Here is an 18,628-nt window from a genome sequence, read left to right on the forward strand (position 1 = left end):
GCGCACAATCTCGTGGAAGTTCAGCCTGAGGGCTCTGCTTAACCGGGCAATTATAGCCAGCGCCTGTCAAGCCCATTCATCAACGATCCGGTGTTTTCCCTGCCATGAAATTCCAAGGTTCCCAGAACTACGTTGCGACCCAAGACCTGATGCTGGCCGTGAACGCTGCCATCACCCTGCAACGCCCGCTGCTCATCAAGGGCGAGCCGGGCACCGGCAAGACCATGCTGGCCGAGGAAGTGGCCCAGGCGCTGGGCATGCCGCTGCTGCAATGGCACATCAAGTCCACCACCAAGGCGCAGCAGGGCCTGTACGAGTACGACGCGGTGAGCCGCCTGCGCGACAGCCAGCTCAACGATGGCGACAGCAGCCAGCGCGTGAAGGACATCCGCAACTACATCATCCAGGGCGTGCTGTGGCAGGCCTTCACGGCCGACCGGCCTGTGGCGCTGTTGATCGACGAGATCGACAAGGCCGACATCGAATTCCCGAACGACCTGCTGCGCGAAATCGACCGCATGGAGTTCTACTGCTACGAGACGCGCGAGCTCATCAAGGCCAAGCACCGCCCGCTGGTGTTCATCACCTCCAACAACGAAAAAGAGCTGCCTGACGCCTTTTTGCGCCGCTGCTTCTTTCACTTCATCAAGTTCCCTGAAGCCGACACCATGCGCCAGATCGTGGCGGTGCACTTCCCCACGCTCAAGGCCGACCTGCTCAGCGTGGCGATGAAGACCTTCTACGACGTGCGCAACCTGCCCGGCCTGAAGAAGAAGCCCTCCACCAGCGAACTGCTCGACTGGCTCAAGCTGCTGGTGGCCGAAGACATCCCGCTCTCCGCCCTGCAAAGCGCCGACAACAAGGTGGCCGTGCCCCCGCTGGTGGGCGCGCTGCTCAAGAACGAGCAGGACGTGAGCCTGTTCGAAAAGCTCGTGTTCATGAACCAGAGGAACCGCTGAGGAACTGCTGCCCCCCCACGCTGCGCCCCCCTGGGGCGACCCGGCGGCGGGCCGTACCGCAGATCTCCACACGAACCACTCACCCACCCATGACCCAAGCCAACACCCCCTCGCTGATGGACGGCGTAGCCGACGCCATCGGCTTTCTCGGCGGCGCGCTGGCCGGCTTTTGGCTGGGCCAGTGGATGGGCCTGGACATCTTTGCGCCCGGCTACGGCGCCACCACGCTGGGCGGCATTGCCCTGGTGAGCGTGGGCGGCGGCCTGGGCCTGCACGCCGCACGGCGCTGGCAGCTGCAGCGCCGGCAAACGCAGGCAGCTGCTGCAGCAGCACAACCCCCCAAGGAATAAGCCGCATGTCGACGTTGTTCGTGCAACCCGTCACCCTGCGCGACCAGGGCCTGCGCCTGGAGCCCCTGGCCCTGGGCCATGAAGCCGGCCTGCAAGCCGCCGCGGCCGACGGCCAGCTGTGGACGCTGCGCGTGACCTCGGTGCCCGAGCCGCAGGACACGCGCGCCTACATCGAAACCGCCCTGGCCACGCGCGACCGCTTTGCCTTTGCCGTGGTCGACGAGGCCAGCGGCACCGTGCTGGGCAGCACCAGCTACCACGACATACTGCCCGCCGTGAAGCGCGTGGAGATCGGCTACACCTGGTACCGCCAGAGCGTGCAGCGCAGCCACGTCAACACCACCTGCAAGCTCTTGATGATGGGCCACGCCTTCGACACGCTGGGCTGCAACGTGGTGGGCTGGCGCACCGACAACTACAACTTCGCATCGCAGCGCGCCATCGAACGCCTGGGCGCGCACAAGGACGGCGTGCTGCGCGGACACGCCATGCGCCGCGACGGCACCATCCGCGACACGGTGATGTACAGCATGCGCGCCGGCGAGTGGCCCGAGGCCCGCGCCCAACTCATCTACCTGCGCGCGCGCCGCGAAACCGCGGCCTGACACCGCCTGACGAAGACCCCTGCCTGACCGAGGAGGCACCCCACCATGCTCATCGATTTTTTCTACACCCTGCGCGCGGCCAAGCTGCCCGTGTCGGTCAAGGAATACCTCACCCTGCTGGAGGCGCTGGAGGCCGGCGTGGTGGGCCCCCGCTCCGACGACTCGTGGAGCCTGGACGATTTTTACAACCTCTCGCGCCTGACCCTGGTCAAGGACGAGAAGCACTACGACAAGTTCGACCGTGCCTTCGGCGCCTACTTCAAGGGCGTGGAGATGCTGGCCGACTTCACCAAGGAGATTCCGGCCGACTGGCTGCGCAAGATCCTGGAGAACGAGCTGACGCCCGAGCAAAAGGCCGCCATCGAGAAGATGGGCTGGGACGAGCTGATGGAGACGCTGAAAAAGCGCCTCGAAGAGCAAAAAGAGCGCCACGAGGGCGGCAGCAAGTGGATCGGCACCGGCGGCACCAGCCCCTTTGGCCACGGCGGCTACAACCCCCAGGGCGTGCGCATTGGCGGCGCCGGCAAGAACAAGAGCGCCGTGAAGGTGTGGGAGCAGCGCGCCTACAAGGACTATGACGACCAGCAGGAGCTGGGCACGCGCAACATCAAGGTCGCGCTGCGCCGCCTGCGCAAGTTTGCGCGCGAAGGCAACGAGCTGGAGCTGGACCTGCCCGACACCATTCGCAGCACCGCGGCCAACGCCGGCTACCTCGACATCAAGATGGTGCCCGAGCGCCACAACAACGTGAAGGTGCTGCTGCTCATGGACGTGGGCGGCACCATGGACGAACACATCCAGCGCGTGGAAGAACTCTTCAGCGCCGTGAAGACCGAGTTCAAGCACCTGGAGTTCTATTACTTCCACAACTGCGTGTACGACTTCATGTGGAAGAACAACCGCCGCCGCTTTGCCGAGAAGTTCCCCACCTGGGACATCATTCGCAAGTACAACAAGGACTACAAACTCATCTTCGTGGGCGACGCCACCATGAGCCCCTATGAGATTTTGCAGCCCGGCGGCAGCGTGGAATACAACAACGAAGAACCCGGCGCCGAGTGGATCCAGCGCCTCACGCACGCCTTCCCCAAGTTCGCCTGGATCAACCCCGAGCCCCAGGGCGTGTGGCAGTACCGCCAGAGCATCAGCATCGTGCAGCAGCTGATCGGGAATCGGATGTTTCCGTTGTCGCTCAAGGGGCTGGAGGAGACGATGCGGTTGTTGTCGAAGTGAGGGGTGGGGTGCAGCAAGACGTACCGTTGGTCATAAGAAGGACAAGAGCCAGGGAAGTTCTGGGCTGGATGGGTTGGTTGGTGGCCCCCCTCGTGGGCGGCATCCAGTGCGTTCCCTTTGCGCTGGTGATGCTCTTGGTCGTCTACGGGGTACAACCCAGCCTGGTGGAGATTCCCCCCAAGGACCAGCTCACCCGGGTGGACGGGCGGCTTCTGGCGCGCTACGACACGTGGCCAAGCAAGAGGTCGCAGTATGCAACCAGGGTGCGCAGCGCGGACGGGGTGGTGCACCGGTGCAGTTGCGCCCTGGGCTGGTCGTCCACATCCAACTGCCTTGACGAGAACGATGTCCGATTGAACGACCAGCACGCAGAGCACCTGCGCAGCCAACAGGTGTCGCTGCTGATGGGGCCGGCATCGACGGGTGGCGGCGGCCTGTGCTACGAGCTGACCAACGCGGAGAAGACCTGGTTCGGCTACGAAGAAAAAGCCCGCAAATACGCGGCCATCCAGAGCGGCTGGGGACCGGCCCTGTCATGGGTGCTGCTGGTTCTGCTCGGGGGATTCATCGCCATCCGAGGGATATTTGTCCGAAGGCAAAGGCCTCACGATGGCATGCCCCATGGCACCCCATGGGCAGCCCACCACTCCAAGGAATGAAAGCATGCGGGAGACAAGATGGCTGGCGTGGTTCTTCCTGGCTGTCGGGGGCAGCGTGTTCCTTTTCAGCGCCTGGGGCGCCGTCACCATGGCCGCACCACCGCCCACGCAGTCGTTGGTGCGGGGCGCCATGGCGCAGGCACTGGGGGCCGCATTGGGCACGCCCGCCGGCCTTGTCGTGTACCACCTCATCTGGGCAGCGCTGGGTGCTTGCATGGCCTGGGTGGCCGTGAAGCTGCTCAGGTAGCGCCGCAACGGAGTCAGGCGTGCTGCAGCCGCGAACTGAGGGTGCCTTCGTTTGTCTCTATTACTGATCATCGAGCGTGAGATCGACGGCGCCACCGTGGCATCAACACATCCGCTGTTGACGGAAGAATACTGCTTTGGGCCGTTCGCGCCTGCCGCCATCAGGGAATGGTGCGATGGTGAAAACCAGGACCAAACGGCCATCGGCCCCCAGTGCGGCGTCGATGCCGCAGTGGGCTTCAACGGGCCGCTGGACAAGGCGTGGCTGCAAGCCACCCATGCCAGGGCATTCGATCCGGGTTGAGGCTTCACCTTCCGCAGCCAGCCAAGCCTTGCACCACAAGGCATGCCGTCCGACACCTTTCCCAGATTTCATCGTGACAATGGCCCATAGAAGCCAGCCCCTGGTGCACCCCTCCCCTACCTCTTCAAGGAATGATTGACCGCGCATGGACGGCACTGAATGGATCACCGAAGCCCTCGCCCACCCCCTGGCCTGGGCCACCGCGCGCGCCCAGGCCCTGAACGCAAGGGACTGGCTGGTGCTCGCAGGCATCCTCGTCTTCCAGCGCCTGTGCGTACACATCGGCATGTGGTCGTACTGCCTGGCGGTGCTGCCAGGCACGGCCTTGCACGAGGCCATGCACTGGACCGTGGCGGCGCTGCTGGGCGCCCGGCCCACAATGCCCAACCTGGTGCCGGTGCGCACGGCCATGGGCTGGCGCCTGGGGTCGGTGTGGTTTCAGGCGGGGTACTTGCGCTCGTTGCCCATCGCGCTGGCACCGGTTGCGCTGGCGCCCTTGAGCTTCTGGTGGGCCACCACCTTCATGCCCGGAGCCGGGTCGGGGCTCATCTACGGGCTGCATGCCTGGCTGGCCGCATCGGCATTCGGGGCCAGTGTGCCGTCCACGCAGGACTGGTCGGTGGCCGCGCCGGCCTTGCTGGTGGGCGCGGTGGTGGCCGTGACCTTGTGGGTGGTGTTCTGATCGAGCGGCCTGCCTGCCTGCCTGCCTGCCTGCCTGCCTGCCTGCCTGCCTGCCTGCCAATCATTGATCGCTCTCGCTAAGGGCTGCGGGTACCATGCCCGCCATGTCGAGCCAGCCTGAACCCCTCAAAGCCAACCCCCTCGGTGCGGGTGTCTTCACCATCGATGGCTTCCTGTCGCCCCAGGAGTGCGCCCAGTACATCGCGGACAGCGAGGGCCTGGGGTACGAAGAGGCAGCGATCCGCACGGACGATGGCGAGCTGCTGTACAAGGATGCGCGCAACAACGACCGCGTGATCTTCGAGCGGCGTGAGCTGGCGACGAAGCTGTTCGAGCGGGCGCGCCCGCTGCTGCCGGCGGAGCTCAAGGGCTTGCTGCTGAGCGGGCTCAACGAGCGGTTTCGCTACTACCGCTACGAGAAGGACCAGAAGTTCACCTGGCACCAGGACGGTACGGTGCGCGTGGGGACGGACCAGGAGAGCCTGCTCACCTTCATGGTGTACCTGAACGCCGATTTCGAGGGCGGCAGCACCGACTTTGGCTGGGAGCGCGTGCAGCCCGCGCAGGGCACGGCGCTGGTGTTTCCGCACCGGCTGCGGCACCAGGGATCGGTGGTGACGGGTGGGGTGAAGTACGTGCTGCGCACGGACGTGATGTACCGCGACCCACAGGCCTGACCCAGTTGCCCCTGGTGGCCCGCGCACGGCGGCCCCTACCCGAGCCAGACACACCCCGATACGCTGCGGGAATCTGTCTTACAAGGAAACGCGCTTTTTGCGGCGATAGTGTGGCATCGCTGGCAGGCCCCCTGGCACACCGATCGCACCCCTGGTGCCCCTGTGTCTGCCGTGTCTGCCGTGTCTGCACCGTGCCGTACCATGACATCGTCCATCCCAACCGAAGCTGTTTGCCGTGTCCCGTAGCCCCCTCTCGCACACTGCCCTTTTTTCAACGCCGGCCCGATGGTCGGCGTTGCTGCTTTTCAGTGCCGCCTCGTCGTTGCTGCTGCAGGGCTGCAGCCTGCTGCCCGGGCGCGGGGGTGAGGAGGCGCCGCGCGATGCGGCGTCGAGCCCCATCGAGGCGGACTCGGACGGCAGCCCCTCGTTTGCGGTGGAGGTGCGCGGGCCGGACTCGGTGCGCGAGACGCTGGAGCGGCACCTGGAGCTGCAGCGCTTTCGCCAGTTGCCCGACCTGCAGGCCAGCGAGCTGCAGCGCCTGCTGGGCGCGGCCGATGCCAATGCGCGCGAGCTGCTGGGCACGCTGGGCTACTTTGCGCCCACCATCACGGTGGAGCTGACCGAGACGCCCGACGCGAAACTGGCACCGCGCACGGTGGTGATCACGGTGGACCCAGGGCCGCAGACGCACATTGCCAAGGCCGACATCACCTTTGCCGAAGCGGTGAGCAACGCGCAGGACGGCGAGGGCCGCGCGCGCCAGCTGCGGCGCGTGCAGAACGGCTGGGGGTTGCCGCCGGGCAAGGCCTTCACCCAGTCGGCGTGGGACGGCGCCAAGAACGATGGCCTGCGCCAGCTGCAGGTGCGCCGCTACCCCACGGCGCGCATCACCAACAGCCGTGCCGAGGTGGATGCCGACAAGCACGAGGCCAACCTGAGCGTGGCCTATGACACGGGGCCGCTGTACCGCTTTGGCCCGCTGCGCGTGGATGGCAACCAGCGCTACGACCCCGATGGCGCGCGCCGCCTGGCGCGCCTGCCCACGGGCGCCATTTACGACGAGACGGAGCTGCTGGACGCGCAACTGCGCCTGGCCAGCAGCGGGTATTACGACGCGGTGTTTTTGACGCTGGACACCGAGGGCACCGACCCGCTGGCCGTGCCGGTGGTGGCCCAGGTGCGCGAGGCGCAGTTGCAGAAGGTGGTGTTTGGTGCCGGCCTGTCGACCGACAGCGGGCCGCGCCTGACCATCGACCACATCCACAACCAGATGCCCTTGCTGGGCTGGCGCGCGGTGAGCAAGCTCTCGCTCGACCGCAAGAACAAGCTGCTCAGCACCGAGTGGACCGACCTGCCCGGCGAGAACGGCTGGCGCTGGTTTGCGGGCGGCCAGGTGCAGCGCGAGGACACGGGTGACTACGAAACCAACAGCGCCCGGCTGCGCGGCGGCCGCAGCAAGAGCACCAAGAACATCGACCGCAATTACTTTCTGCAGTACGACTATGCCAAGAGCCAGGGGCTGAACGCCCCGCCCTCGGGCACGGCGCTGAGCATCAACTACGGCTGGACGGGCCGCTACTTCAACAACAACACCGCCCCCACGCGCGGCCACGGCATTGCGGCCGAGCTGGGCGTAGGCACCACGCTCACGCCCGAGCGCGACCCCTTTGTGCGCACACTGCTGCGCTGGCAGACCTTCATCCCGGCGGGCCGGGTGGTAGCCGACGACGGCGCATCGCGCGCGGCGCGGCTGGCGGTGCGGGCCGAGGGCGGCGCGGTGTTTGCGCGCGAGGGCGCGCAGTTGCCGGTGACGCAATTGTTTTTGACCGGTGGCGACACCACGGTGCGCGGCTATGGCTACCGCAAGATCGGTGCGCGCACCGACAACGACCAGCTCTACGGCGGGCGCTACATGGCCGTGGGCAGCCTGGAGTGGCAGCGCCCCATCGTCTACAAGGGCAGCATGACGGACTGGGAGAGCACCCTGTTCGTGGATGCCGGTGCCGTGGCCGACAAGGTGGGCGACCTGGACCCGCGCGTGGGCGTGGGTGCCGGCGTGCGCTGGCGCAGCCCCGTGGGCCCGCTGCAGGCCGACCTGGCCTATGGCGTGCAGGCCAAGGAGCTGCGGTTGCACCTGCGGCTGGGCTTCAGCTTCTGACCGGACCGTTCTCTTTTCTTACCCCTTACCGCCCGCCTGATCCTCTGACCGATTGATTGATGTCCGCACGCAACCCGCCCTCCTCTGCCACAGCCAACCGTTCGCCCGATTTCAGCGCCGGGTCGTCGGCCCCGCCGCCACCGCCGCGCCGGCGCCGCAGTTGGCTGCGGCTGCTGGCCTGGCTGGTGCTGGGCCTGCTGGCGCTGGTGCTGGCCGTGGGCGGGGGCGCGTGGTGGTGGGCGGGCAGCAACACATCGCTGGCCCTGGCGCTGGCACGCGCCGCGCAGTATTTGCCGGCGGACCAGAAGCTGGAGAGCCGCGACGTGAGCGGCTCGCTGCGCGCGGGCGGCAACATCGGCTGGCTGCGCTGGAGCAGCCCGGCCATGGTGGTGGAGGTGGACGGCGCGCGCATCGGCTGGCAACTGGCCCCGCTGCTCAGCCGCAAGGTGGAGCTGGGCGAGGTGCATGCCACGCGCGTGCGCATCACCCCCCAGGCCACGGCGCCCAGCAGCAATGAGCCCCTGAAACCGCTCACGCAGCTGGTGCTGCCGGTGCAGGTGAGCGTGCCCTTCAAGGTGGACAGCCTGGAGTGGGCGGGCTCGCCCGAGCAGCAGATCAGCCTGGCCGGCCAACCCCCGCAGCAGGAAGGGCGGGCCGGCCGGCCCGCCGTGCAAGCCCAGAACCTGGCCGGCGACTACCGCTACGACGGCACCGAGCACCACCTGAAGATCGACAACGTGGAGCTGGCCCAGGGCCGCTACAGCGCGCGCGTGAAGCTGCAGGCCCAGGCGCCCATGGCCATCGACGCCACGGTGGACGGCACGGTGCAGACCACGCCCCCGGGCGGCGGCAACCCGCTGCAGGTGGGCGCGCACGCCACGCTGCAGGGCACGCTGGCTACGGCGGCGGCGCAGCTGGAGCTGGCCGCGCGGCTGCAGCCAGTGGCGGTGGCGACCCAGGTCGCGGCCTCGTCGGCATCGGCACCCGCCGCTGCACCGCGCAAGAACGCGCCCGCGACTGCCGCCAAGGCAAGTGCACCTACTGCCCCCGCCGAGCCCATGCAGGCCGATGTGCAGGCCACCATCCTCCCCTGGGAGCCCCAGCCGCTCAAGCAGGCTGCCGCCACCCTCAAGGCGTTGGACCTGGCGGCCCTGTGGCCGCAGGCGCCGCGCACGCTGCTGCATGGCACGGTGAAGGTAGACCCGGTAGCGGCTACGGCTGCTGCCCTTGGCGCCCCTGCCGCACCCTCGGCCTCGGCATCCAGCCCCCCCTCGCCCGCTGCGCCCCCATCGCTTGCCGGTGTGGGCTGGAACATCGAGGCCGACCTGCGCAACGACCTGCCCGGCCCGTGGGACACCAGGCACCTGCCCCTGGCCGCGCTGCAGGCCCGCGCGGGCTTTGACGGCGCGCGCTGGGATGTGCCTGCGGCCACCGCTACCATCGGCACGGGCAAGGCGGCTGGCACCATTGCGCTGAAGGGTCAGTTCACCCCTGCCACCGGCGCGGCCGAGGGCCAGGCCGAGCTGCGCAACCTGCGGCCTGACGCGCTGCACACCGCGCTGGCGGCGGCACCGCTGGGCGGGCGCATCACGGCCCAGGGCCAGGCCGACCAGGCCGTGCGCTTTACGGCAGACATCCGCGCCACGGGCACGGCCCCTGCGCAAGCCCCCGTGCAGGCTGCGGGCAAGAAAGGCGCCCCGCTGCTGCGCATCAACGTCTTCACCGCGCGAGGCCAGTACCTGGCGCAGACGGGTGGCGGCACGGTGCAGTTGGACCGCCTGCTGCTCGACGTCCTGCAGGCCAAGGTCGAGGCCACGCAGCTGCGCGTGGCCATTGGCGAACAATCGGCCCAGGGCCAGCTGCGCGCCACGGTGCCGGGCGCCACGGCCAGCGCCAATGGCCAGATCGCACCCGCCAAGGGCGCGGGCGAGCTGCAGGTGCAACTGAGCGATGCCGAGCGCACGCAGGCCTGGCTGGCCAGCCTGCCGGGCCTGGGTGATGCCATGAAGGGCGCCACGGCCAAGGGCCAGGCGCAGATCAATGCGCGCTGGACCGGGGGCTGGCAGACCGCCCAGCGCCAGATGGAGGCGCTGGCTGCCGGCAAGGCCCTGCCCGCAGGCGGCAAGGACGCCGCCAGCAACTTCACCCTGCAGGCCCGTGTGAATGCGCCGCAGCTCGACGTGGCGCTGCCACCGGGCAAGGGCGCTACAGGGGTTGCGAGCCCCATGTCCGCGATCCAGCTGCGCGGGGTGAATGCCGAGCTGGCGGGCTCGCTCGCCCAGGCCACGTTGGCGCTGGATGGCGAGGCCCGCACCGGCACGCAGCGCGCCACAGTACGCACGCGCCTGTCGGGCGGCATGGGCGGCGCCAATGAATGGCAGGCCCAGGTGACCGAGCTGCGCCTGCAGGCGCAGGACACGCAACTGCCCGGCCCCTGGGCCGTGCAGCTGGCCGAGCCGGTGACCGTGAAGCTGCGCATGGGTGCGGCCACGCCGGCCCCCGCAGCGCCTGCGGCATCGGGCACCGCCCCGGCCGCCACCAGCGCCACCCTGTCGGTGCAGGCAACGGCCGGCCAAGCGCGCATCACCGGGCCGGTGGCGGGCACCGCCACGCTGCGCTGGCAGCCCATCACCTACGCCGGCGGCGGTGGCAGCCCGCTGCGCCTGCAAACGCAGGGCAGCCTGCAGGGCCTGCCCATGGCCTGGGTGGATGCCTTTGGCGGCGGCAGCGATGCCGCCGGCAAGCCCGCCCAGCCCCTGCTGGCCCGCCTGGGCCTGGCGGGCAACATCGTGTTCGACGGGCAGTGGAACGTGGACACCACCAATGCATTGCGCGCCAGCGCCAGCCTGCGCCGCGCCTCGGGCGACCTGCGCATTCTGGCTGGCGACAGCACGGCCGCCATCACCACTGTGCAGAGCAGCGGCCAGGGCACCGGCGCGGGCAGCCCCAAGGCCACCGTGACCGAAGAGCCTGGCAGCGGCAGCAATGCCGGTGTGCGCCAGGCCGAGCTGAGCCTGGAGGCCGAGGGCGATGCCCTGCGCGCCAAACTGGTGTGGGCCAGCGACCGTGCTGGCGAGGTGGACGCCACGGCCAGCACCCGCCTGACCCTGGGCAGCACCCTGGCCCAGACCACGCTGGCGCCCGACGCGCCGCTGGCCGGCACCGTGCGCGCCCGCCTGCCCGACGTGGGCGTGTGGTCGGCCCTGGCGCCGCCGGGCTGGCGCGTGCGCGGCACGCTCGATGCCAACGCCACCCTGTCGGGCACGCGCGCCGCGCCGCGCTGGGCGGGCACGCTGGGTGCCGACGAGCTGGCCGTGCGTTCCGTGCTCGACGGGGTGGACCTGCAAGGCGGGCACCTGCGCGCCGCGCTCAACGGCAACCAGCTCGATATCACCGAGTTTCGCTTGAAGGGCGGCAGCGGCAGCAAGGCGCGCATCCCCGGCTACAGCGGCAACCGCACGGCTGCCCCGCAAGACGGCGGCAGCCTCACCGGCACCGGCCGCGTGACCTGGGGCGATGCGGCAGCCAACAACAACAGTGGCATGTCGGGCCTGGGCATGAGTTTTCAGGCCGAGGCCAAGGCCCTGCAGGTGCTGGGCCGGGCCGACCGGCAGGTCAGCGTGTCGGGCAAGGTGCAGGCGCAACTGCAGCAGGGCCAGTTCAGCGTGCGCGGGCAGTTGACCACCGACCGCGCCACCATCATCCTGCCCGACGAGACCGCGCCCAGCCTGGGCAGCGACGTGGTGGTGCGGTCCGCCGCCAAGGACCGCGAGGCCCAGGCCAAGGCCCAGGCAGTGGCCAAGGCCACGCAGGCCGCCGCGCAGCCCGCCACCGGCACCACGCCCACCACGGCCAAGCCGCCCGACATCGCCATCACCCTGAACCTGGGGCGCGACTTTGCGCTGCAGGGCCAGGGCATCACCACGCGCCTGACGGGCGAGCTGGACATCCGCAGCAGCGCCGTGCCCGGCGCGCCCCCGCGCGTGATCGGCGAGGTGCGCACCGAGCAGGGCCGCTACCGCGCCTGGGGCCAGGTGCTGGACGTAGAGACGGGGCTCATCCGCTTCAATGGCCCGTACAACAACCCCTCGCTCGACATCCTGGCGCTGCGCCCCAACATCAGCGTGCGCGCGGGCGTGCAGGTCAGCGGCTCGGCCCTGGCCCCGCGTGTGCGCCTGTACTCCGACCCGGACCTGCCCGACGCCGAAAAACTCTCGTGGGTGGTTCTGGGCCGCGACGCCGCTGCGGGCGGCGCCGAAGCCGCCGTGCTGCAACAGGCCGCCCTGGCCCTGCTGGGCCGCAAGGGCGGCGGCGGCACCGCCAATGTGGCCAGCCGCCTGGGCCTGGACGAAATCGGCTTCAAGGGCCCCGGCACCGGCGACGACGCCACCGGCGCGGCCCTGACCTTTGGCAAGCGTTTGTCCACCGACCTGTACGTGACGTACGAGCGCAGCCTGTCGGGCACCCTGGGCACGCTGTACATCTTTTATGACCTGTCGCGCCGCCTGACCCTGCGCGGGCAGACGGGGGCGCAGAGCGCGGTGGATATCATCTATACGCTGAAGTACGACTGATGGATGGCCCTGGAATCCGGCATTGCCGGAAGCAGTCCGCGCAGCCCCTACAATGCGCGGCTGCGTCCTCCTCGTAGTTCAATGGATAGAACGAGTGCCTCCTAAGCGCTAGATACAGGTTCGATTCCTGTCGAGGGGACCACCCGCCTAGCGGAAAGTCCAGAGCATCATCGAGAGTCTGTGCAAAGAAAAAGCCCGCGCTGAGGCGGGCTCTCACCCCTTTCTACTTCTTCGACTGCAATTTCGACACGAAGATTGCAGCCTTATGAACGCTGAAGTCTTCGGATGATCCATCTGTCCTTCTGACATAGAAACAATTCGTATTGCCTTCATGCTCTCGATCTTCGTCGAGGAAAAAAGACGCAACACCGCAACCCCGCTTCGAGCCGCTCACATCGTAGATTTCAAGCAGCGCAAGGAGATCATCATGGTCCTTTCCGATTGGCACGGCCTGCCCCTTGCGGTAACGACCAAGCATTTCGGAGAAGTGGGCTCGGGCTTCCGTTTGCGTGTTCCAGTGGCGTCCGCTTTTGGTGAGAGTGACTGACTTTGCCATAGCTCACACCTCACGCTTTCCGCTTGTAACGCGATTTATTCGCGGGAGGCTGGCCTTTGGGTGCTGCACTGCCTAGAAGCAAAATCTTGTCCAAAGCAGCCAAGGCATCAGGATCGCGAGTTTTGAAGTACTCGGCACTTTTCTGAGGCAACCACACCTCAGCCATCAGCGTTCTGAAGGCTCCAAGGTACGCGACTTCATACAGATTAGCTTCGACTTCACGCCCATCAGGGAAGGTATGGGTGTACTTTGGCAAATTAGTCGTATCGATGCCATGCGCCTCGCGTAGGTGCTTGCACAGCATCCGTGCTTGGGAGATGTCTGGCATCATGCTCTCAGGTAGCCGATAGCCATTGGCTTCAAGTGGGCCAACAAGAAAATTCGTCATCTCTTGCAGTGCTGAGAAGTAGCCAGCAGGAATCTTATGGAGATTCAGCATGTGCCGCTCGAGGTGATACGGCAACTTCGCCTGCGGCCCCTTTCCTGACATCCAGTCGAACACCCACTTGGACACTTGGACAGCAAACTGAGGGGAGAGCCATTGGGCAAGATGAATGGCAACCTGGGGATGGATCCATGTGCCCTGCGCAACGTTTGAGCCCCTAAGTACCTGAATCAATTGAGATATCGGAATTCCGATATCCAGTTCAAGGGCCTCCAGAAACGCCTTTGTCCCATCGTTCTCGCGGTAGTGACCAAACAACTTTCCAGCAGCCTTACACATGGCCGTGGCATTGATATACCCGTCAATGGCTCGCTGCTCCACAACGGAGTTCTGAACTTGATGGGTGATAAGTGATAGTGAAAATTGGTGAGGTTTAGACATAGGTACTTCGATAAGCGCCTACGCGTCAGAAGCCTTTATTGACGGCTTCGTCAATAAAGGCTAGAATCACCGACGCGCAAACGGATAGTTGATTGCTTGATGTCTTGCCGGACTGCAATCAACGCGGAGCCAAATCAAAGATCATTCTTTACAGGGTGATCTTTTTTTTGGTTTTGAACTATCGGAAGCTGGCTATGCGTCAGATGATCAGCCTCAAATGTAGCAGACGCATTTCGACTTAAAGCGGCAGAAGTCGATGGATAACGCTGTGCAAAAGTTTGTTGATAAGTGCAAAAAGTTGTTTTAAATCAACAACTTCAAAGTAAATCAGTTACATCGCTTATTTTTTAAGCGCTTGTTGATAATTTCTCTATTTTTTTCAAGTCCATAGTTATTTGCTATAATGGCTTGAATCCAAGATTGGAAGCCCAACCTTGCTGGATATTTTCCGCTTGCAAGTCAGCGGACACGTCTATCTTCCATAGTTACGGGCTAGTGACTCAGAGCGGGGGAAAATTTCCACCTTGATTTTTTAATTTGCCAGTGCTGCTGACGCACTCCTGCTTGGTCGCGCTGCCGTCATCGCCGTCCCCATCGACGCCGACATCACCAGGCCAATCGCCAGCCACTGGTTGAACGTCAGGTACTCGCCCAGCAGCACCAGGGCCAGCAGTGCCGCCACGGCGGGCTCCATGCTGATCATGATGCCGAAGGCCTCCTTGGGCAGGCGCTTCAAGGCCATCATCTCCAGCGAAATGGGGATGGCGCTGGACACGGCCGCCACACCCACGCCCACCAGCAGCACGTAGGGCGACAGCAGCGCGGTGCCGGCATGCACCACGCCCACGGGCACCACCACCACGGCCGCGGCCAAGAGGCCCAGCGACACCGAATGCCCGGCATGCAAATGCCCCACGCGCTTGCCGAACACGATGTACAGCGCCCAGAAGGCGGCCGCCGCCAACGCATAGGCCACGCCCACGGGGTCGAGCGTGCTGCCGTTCACGCCCAGGGGCAGCAGCATGCCCAGGCCTACCACGGCCAGGGCCACCCAGACGAAGTCGATGGCGCGGCGCGAGGACAGCACGGCCATGAGCAGCGGGCCCGAGAACTCAATGGCCACCGCCAGCCCGAAGGGAAGCGTGCGCAGCGACATGTAGAACGTGAGGTTGGTGGCGCCCAGCATGGCACCGTAGAGCACGATGGCGCGCAGGTCCTTGCGCGACAGCTGCCAACGCCAGGGCCGCCACAACAGCAAGAGCAGCAGCGCCGAAAAACCCACGCGCACGGCCGTGGTGCCCTGGGCGCCTACCAGGGGGAACAGGTAATGCTTGGCCCACGAGGTGCCGATACCCAGGGCCGTGACGGCGCCGAGCACGGCGAGAAAGGGAACAAAACGCTGGTAGCGGATCAACAGGGAGGACATGGCTGAAAATATAGTGCGACCATGGTTTGTTTTTGACTCGAATTTCCGCCCCGCTACGCAACTTTCGCTCACCCCTATTCCGTCGCCAAGGTCCGACCCATGCCCTCTACCCCTGCCCTCGATGCCTTCGACCTGGCCATCCTCGACATCCTGCAGCGCGACAACACAACGCCCCAGCGCACCATCGCGCAGGCCGTGCACCTGTCGGCGCCCGCTGTGCAGCGGCGCATCCAGCGGCTCGCGCAGACCGGCGTGATCCGCGCCAACGTGGCCGTGATCGACCCTGAGAAGGTGGGCCTGCCCCTGACCATCATGGTCGAAGTGCACCTGGAAAACGAGCGCCCCGACCGCACCGCCCCGCTGCGCGCGCGCATCGCCACCGAGGCGGCCGTGCAGCAGTGCTACTGCGTGACGGGCGAGGCGGACTACCTGCTGGTGGTGACGGTGGCATCCATGGCCGACTACGAGGCGCTGACGCGGCGGCTTTTCGAGGGCGATGACAACGTGCGGCGGTTTCGCACCTCGGTGTCGCTGGGGTGTTTGAAGGCGGGGTTGCAGGTGCCGCTGGCGACCGGCGAAGGCAGCGGGCCTTGAGAGGCACCGGCACCGCTGCGGCGCGTGCCTGCACGGCCGGCCCCGCGCCACACAAGGTCCTGGCTTCTATGGTCGCTACTTGCTATTTATTGGCCAGGTACGCCGCCACCAGCGCATTGGCATGCCCATGCCCCATGCCGTGGTCGGTCTTGAGCAGGGCGACGTACTCCATGTGCTTGAGCGCGCCCGCCGCGCGCAGCACGTCCATCCAGTGGCTGATGGGCTTGCCGTACTTGGCTTCGATGGACGGGAAGTACGAGGCGGGGCCTTTGACGGGGCCGGTGCTGGTGCTTGGCTCTGGCATGGATGGGTCCTTGGTTGATGGGCTTGGGGGCCGGCGGGGCGCGAGGTACTCGGCACCCCTGTTCCTGCCTGCTGCTATTGCCAAGACGAGTGAAGGGCTCGGGTATCGACAATCCTTGCCAAAGAATTTCGGATGCTTGGCTGCTGTCGGCCGCTCGCCGCCATCGTAGCTTTGGTGGGCAGCCGTGCGGCGACACGCGAGACTGTCCTACGGCTGTCAGCGAGTTCAAGCAATCCCCGGTATGCTGGTTACCGCCGACGATTTCCCATCTGCATCACCGATGGGAACAACACATGAAAACGCCAAGCCTGCTCTGGTCCGCGCTCATTGGGGCGGTTGCCAGCGCCCGCTCGATGACACCGATGGCCACGCTGTCGGCAGCGAGGCTGCTGGGCCACTCCACGCCTGGCAAGCTCGCGCTGCTGGACCGCCCCTTGTTCAAATACGGCGCGCTCGCGATGGGGGCTGGGGAGCTGGCGGGCGACAAGATGAAGACGGCCCCTGACAGGACGGTGGCCCTGGGCCTGCTGGCGCGGGTCATGAGCGCCGGCATTGCCGGCGCGGCACTGGCCCCGCGCGGCCGTGAGCAAGCCGGTGCGCTGGCGGCAGTGGCCACCGCAGTGCCTTTGGCCTACATCACCCTGGATGCCAGAAAGAGCGCCATGAAACACATCGGCCAGACGAAGAGCGGCCTGATCGAGGACGCGCTGATCATCGCTGGTGGTATCGCCATCGTGGCCCTGGCAGTCAGGCCCGGAAGCCGCCTGTGAACGCGCGCACGCGGCGTCAGGGCACGGTGTAGTTCGAGCAGTCGGGCACGGGGGCGCAAGCCACGCAAGTACGGGCTTGCGATGGGGCAAGCACCGTGGCTGCAAGGCGCACGGGTTTGCGCAGGGTCAAAAGGCTTGCTCCTGGCATCCCCTGTCTCACCCCAACCCCACCGCCCTCTTCATCTCCACCCCCGTCAACCGTAACCGCGGCCCGCTGAGCAGCTCGCACATTCGTCCACTGAGCGGCGCCTGCGCGCCATGCTGCGCGGCCAGCCGCACCACGGCGCCGCAGATGGCGTCGATCTCGGTCACGCGGCCGGCTTCGAGGTCGTCCCACATGGAGGAGCGGGCGGTCGCGTCGATCTGCAGCATGCGCCTGGCCAAGCGGGTGAACAGCCAGTTGGGCAGGCGCATCACCCTGGGCAGCATGCGCGGCGATACGGCGGTGACCTGGGCGGGGGTGATGCCGGCGCGTGCCATCACGCCCAGGGCCTCGGACTGCAGGGCGGCGAAGACTTGGCGGCAGTCGCGGTCGAGCAGTTCGTCGCGCAGGGGCAGATTGGACAGGGCGTTGACCGGGTTGTTCAGGTTGAGCAGCAGCTTGCCCCACTGCACGGCACGGATGTCGCCCGGCAGCACGGTGGCCAGGCCGGCGGCGTTGAAGACTGCGGCCACGGGCTCGGTGGCGGCATCGCGCTGCAGCTGGATGGCGCCGGCCGTGGCGCGGTGCACCTGGGCGCCGCGCAGCACCACGTTGTAGGGCACCATGCCGGCCAGGGCCTTGAGGGCGGGGGCCTGGGCCGCAATGCGGGCCACGTTGTCGACGCCGTTCTGCAGCGAGATGACGGGCGTGCCGGGCGCGCACGCGGCGGCCAGCTCGCGCGCGGCGCTTTCGGTGGCGCCGCTTTTCACGCAGAGCAGCACCACCGTATCTGGGCCCGGCGCAGCCTCTGCCAGCGTGCCGGCCAAGCGCAGCTGCGCGGCGGGCACATGGGCGCGGTAGCCTTCGAGGTCGGTAACGGTGAGGCCTTCGCGCGCCAGGGGCTCCATGGCGTGCGGGCGGCCGACCAGGCAGACGCTTTGCCCCTGCGCGGCGAGGCGCCCTCCCACGTAGCAGCCAATGGCGCCTGCGCCCAAGACGATGAAGTTCATACGATGCAGCCCCTGTGATGTTGAGGCGCATTGTGCAGCGGGCACCAGGGGCTGGCGCAAAGTCGACCGGGCCGGCCGCTGCCCCGCATGGCTCTGCCTTCATCCACAGCGCTGCTTGACTCAAGACCTGGTGACAGGCAACACCAGGCTCCCATCATTGAGGAATCTGGATACTGCAACCGTCTTTTCAAAAGGGCACCCCATGATTGATTTCACATCACAGGAATGGCTTCGCCAATTCAAAGCGATGACCCCGCCAGAGCAAATCCTGAAGATTGCAAAACTGATCCACACCATCACCATGCTGGCCCGCGACACCTACGATATGGACAGCGATTTCGGGGTTGCAAAGCCTGCAACATTGCGTGGCACCAATGAGCTCGTCCAGCGGTTGTCTTCGCTTGCGGTGGGCATTGGATCGGGCAACGAGCGTGATCTGGATTCCTTCATCGATGGAACTTTCTGGGCGCTGGAGAATGGATTGACCCGCCTGAAAATCCCTAAAAAGCTTCTCTGACAAGGCGCATACAGCGCCGTTGCTGTTGCGGTTGCTT

Annotated in this window: 19 protein-coding genes and 1 tRNA gene; 15 read left to right on the forward strand and 5 right to left on the reverse strand. The window is 66.5% G+C overall.

Features of this window, described 5'->3' with window-relative positions; all coding sequences use genetic code 11:
* The first annotated feature begins 104 nt into the window (after positions 1–104).
* From U5N23_RS29090 to U5N23_RS29145, 12 genes are all read left to right on the forward strand, one after another.
* On the forward strand, positions 105–959 hold the full coding sequence (locus U5N23_RS29090; protein ID WP_057201805.1) for an AAA family ATPase: 855 nt from the start codon (positions 105–107) through the stop codon (positions 957–959).
* Positions 960–1,048: 89 nt separating this feature from the next.
* Positions 1,049–1,309 (forward strand): hypothetical protein, encoded by a 261-nt coding sequence (locus tag U5N23_RS29095; protein ID WP_322596174.1) that lies wholly within the window; start codon positions 1,049–1,051, stop codon positions 1,307–1,309.
* A 5-nt stretch (positions 1,310–1,314) separates the two neighbouring features.
* Positions 1,315–1,914 (forward strand): GNAT family protein, encoded by a 600-nt coding sequence (locus U5N23_RS29100; protein WP_322596175.1) that lies wholly within the window; start codon positions 1,315–1,317, stop codon positions 1,912–1,914.
* A 45-nt stretch (positions 1,915–1,959) separates the two neighbouring features.
* Complete coding sequence (locus U5N23_RS29105; RefSeq protein ID WP_322596176.1) at positions 1,960–3,147, forward strand: VWA domain-containing protein; 1,188 nt, start codon at positions 1,960–1,962, stop codon at positions 3,145–3,147.
* A 92-nt stretch (positions 3,148–3,239) separates the two neighbouring features.
* A complete protein-coding gene (locus U5N23_RS29110; protein WP_322596177.1) occupies positions 3,240–3,806 on the forward strand; it encodes a hypothetical protein in 567 nt (188 codons plus the stop codon).
* Positions 3,807–3,810: 4 nt separating this feature from the next.
* On the forward strand, positions 3,811–4,053 hold the full coding sequence (locus U5N23_RS29115; protein WP_322596178.1) for a hypothetical protein: 243 nt from the start codon (positions 3,811–3,813) through the stop codon (positions 4,051–4,053).
* A 51-nt stretch (positions 4,054–4,104) separates the two neighbouring features.
* Entirely contained in the window at positions 4,105–4,356 is a 252-nt protein-coding gene (locus U5N23_RS29120) for a hypothetical protein (protein WP_322596179.1), read from the forward strand.
* A 145-nt stretch (positions 4,357–4,501) separates the two neighbouring features.
* A complete protein-coding gene (locus U5N23_RS29125; protein ID WP_322596180.1) occupies positions 4,502–5,038 on the forward strand; it encodes a hypothetical protein in 537 nt (178 codons plus the stop codon).
* 103 nt (positions 5,039–5,141) lie between these two features.
* Positions 5,142–5,714: a 2OG-Fe(II) oxygenase gene (locus U5N23_RS29130; protein WP_322596181.1), complete on the forward strand. Its 573-nt coding sequence runs from the start codon at positions 5,142–5,144 to the stop codon at positions 5,712–5,714.
* Positions 5,715–5,949: 235 nt separating this feature from the next.
* Positions 5,950–7,872, forward strand: coding sequence for an autotransporter assembly complex protein TamA (locus U5N23_RS29135; RefSeq protein WP_322596182.1), 1,923 nt, complete (start codon positions 5,950–5,952; stop codon positions 7,870–7,872).
* A gap of 59 nt (positions 7,873–7,931) precedes the next feature.
* Positions 7,932–12,446 (forward strand): translocation/assembly module TamB domain-containing protein, encoded by a 4,515-nt coding sequence (locus U5N23_RS29140; RefSeq protein WP_322596183.1) that lies wholly within the window; start codon positions 7,932–7,934, stop codon positions 12,444–12,446.
* 67 nt (positions 12,447–12,513) lie between these two features.
* A tRNA-Arg gene (locus U5N23_RS29145) sits at positions 12,514–12,588 on the forward strand.
* 81 nt (positions 12,589–12,669) lie between these two features.
* On the opposite strand, the gene U5N23_RS33205 is transcribed toward U5N23_RS29145, so the two are convergent.
* The 3 genes from U5N23_RS33205 to U5N23_RS29160 form a co-directional block, all read right to left on the reverse strand.
* A complete protein-coding gene (locus tag U5N23_RS33205; protein WP_416208686.1) occupies positions 12,670–13,002 on the reverse strand; it encodes a DUF3223 domain-containing protein in 333 nt (110 codons plus the stop codon).
* A 10-nt stretch (positions 13,003–13,012) separates the two neighbouring features.
* Complete coding sequence (locus U5N23_RS29155) at positions 13,013–13,828, reverse strand: KilA-N domain-containing protein (RefSeq protein ID WP_322596185.1); 816 nt, start codon at positions 13,826–13,828, stop codon at positions 13,013–13,015.
* A gap of 532 nt (positions 13,829–14,360) precedes the next feature.
* The gene (locus U5N23_RS29160; protein ID WP_322596186.1) at positions 14,361–15,254 is read right to left on the reverse strand and encodes an EamA family transporter; all 894 of its coding nucleotides are present in this window, start codon (positions 15,252–15,254) and stop codon (positions 14,361–14,363) included.
* A 99-nt stretch (positions 15,255–15,353) separates the two neighbouring features.
* Here U5N23_RS29160 and U5N23_RS29165 point away from each other — a divergent pair, with 99 nt between their 5' ends.
* Complete coding sequence (locus U5N23_RS29165; RefSeq protein WP_322596187.1) at positions 15,354–15,848, forward strand: Lrp/AsnC family transcriptional regulator; 495 nt, start codon at positions 15,354–15,356, stop codon at positions 15,846–15,848.
* Between the two features lie 82 nt (positions 15,849–15,930).
* On the opposite strand, the gene U5N23_RS29170 is transcribed toward U5N23_RS29165, so the two are convergent.
* Positions 15,931–16,152 carry a DUF4287 domain-containing protein gene (locus tag U5N23_RS29170; RefSeq protein WP_322596188.1) on the reverse strand — a complete coding sequence of 74 codons (222 nt, stop codon included), beginning with the start codon at positions 16,150–16,152 and terminating at the stop codon, positions 15,931–15,933.
* Positions 16,153–16,445: 293 nt separating this feature from the next.
* Between U5N23_RS29170 and U5N23_RS29175 the strand changes: the two genes are divergently transcribed.
* On the forward strand, positions 16,446–16,922 hold the full coding sequence (locus U5N23_RS29175; RefSeq protein ID WP_322596189.1) for a hypothetical protein: 477 nt from the start codon (positions 16,446–16,448) through the stop codon (positions 16,920–16,922).
* Between the two features lie 156 nt (positions 16,923–17,078).
* Here U5N23_RS29175 and U5N23_RS29180 read toward each other — a convergent pair whose 3' ends face one another.
* Entirely contained in the window at positions 17,079–18,074 is a 996-nt protein-coding gene (locus tag U5N23_RS29180; RefSeq protein WP_322596190.1) for a 2-dehydropantoate 2-reductase, read from the reverse strand.
* A 202-nt stretch (positions 18,075–18,276) separates the two neighbouring features.
* Here U5N23_RS29180 and U5N23_RS29185 point away from each other — a divergent pair, with 202 nt between their 5' ends.
* Entirely contained in the window at positions 18,277–18,591 is a 315-nt protein-coding gene (locus tag U5N23_RS29185; RefSeq protein ID WP_322596191.1) for a hypothetical protein, read from the forward strand.
* Positions 18,592–18,628: the final 37 nt, after the last annotated feature.

Source organism: Acidovorax sp. (genome assembly GCF_034519795.1).
Taxonomy (GTDB): domain Bacteria; phylum Pseudomonadota; class Gammaproteobacteria; order Burkholderiales; family Burkholderiaceae_C; genus Acidovorax.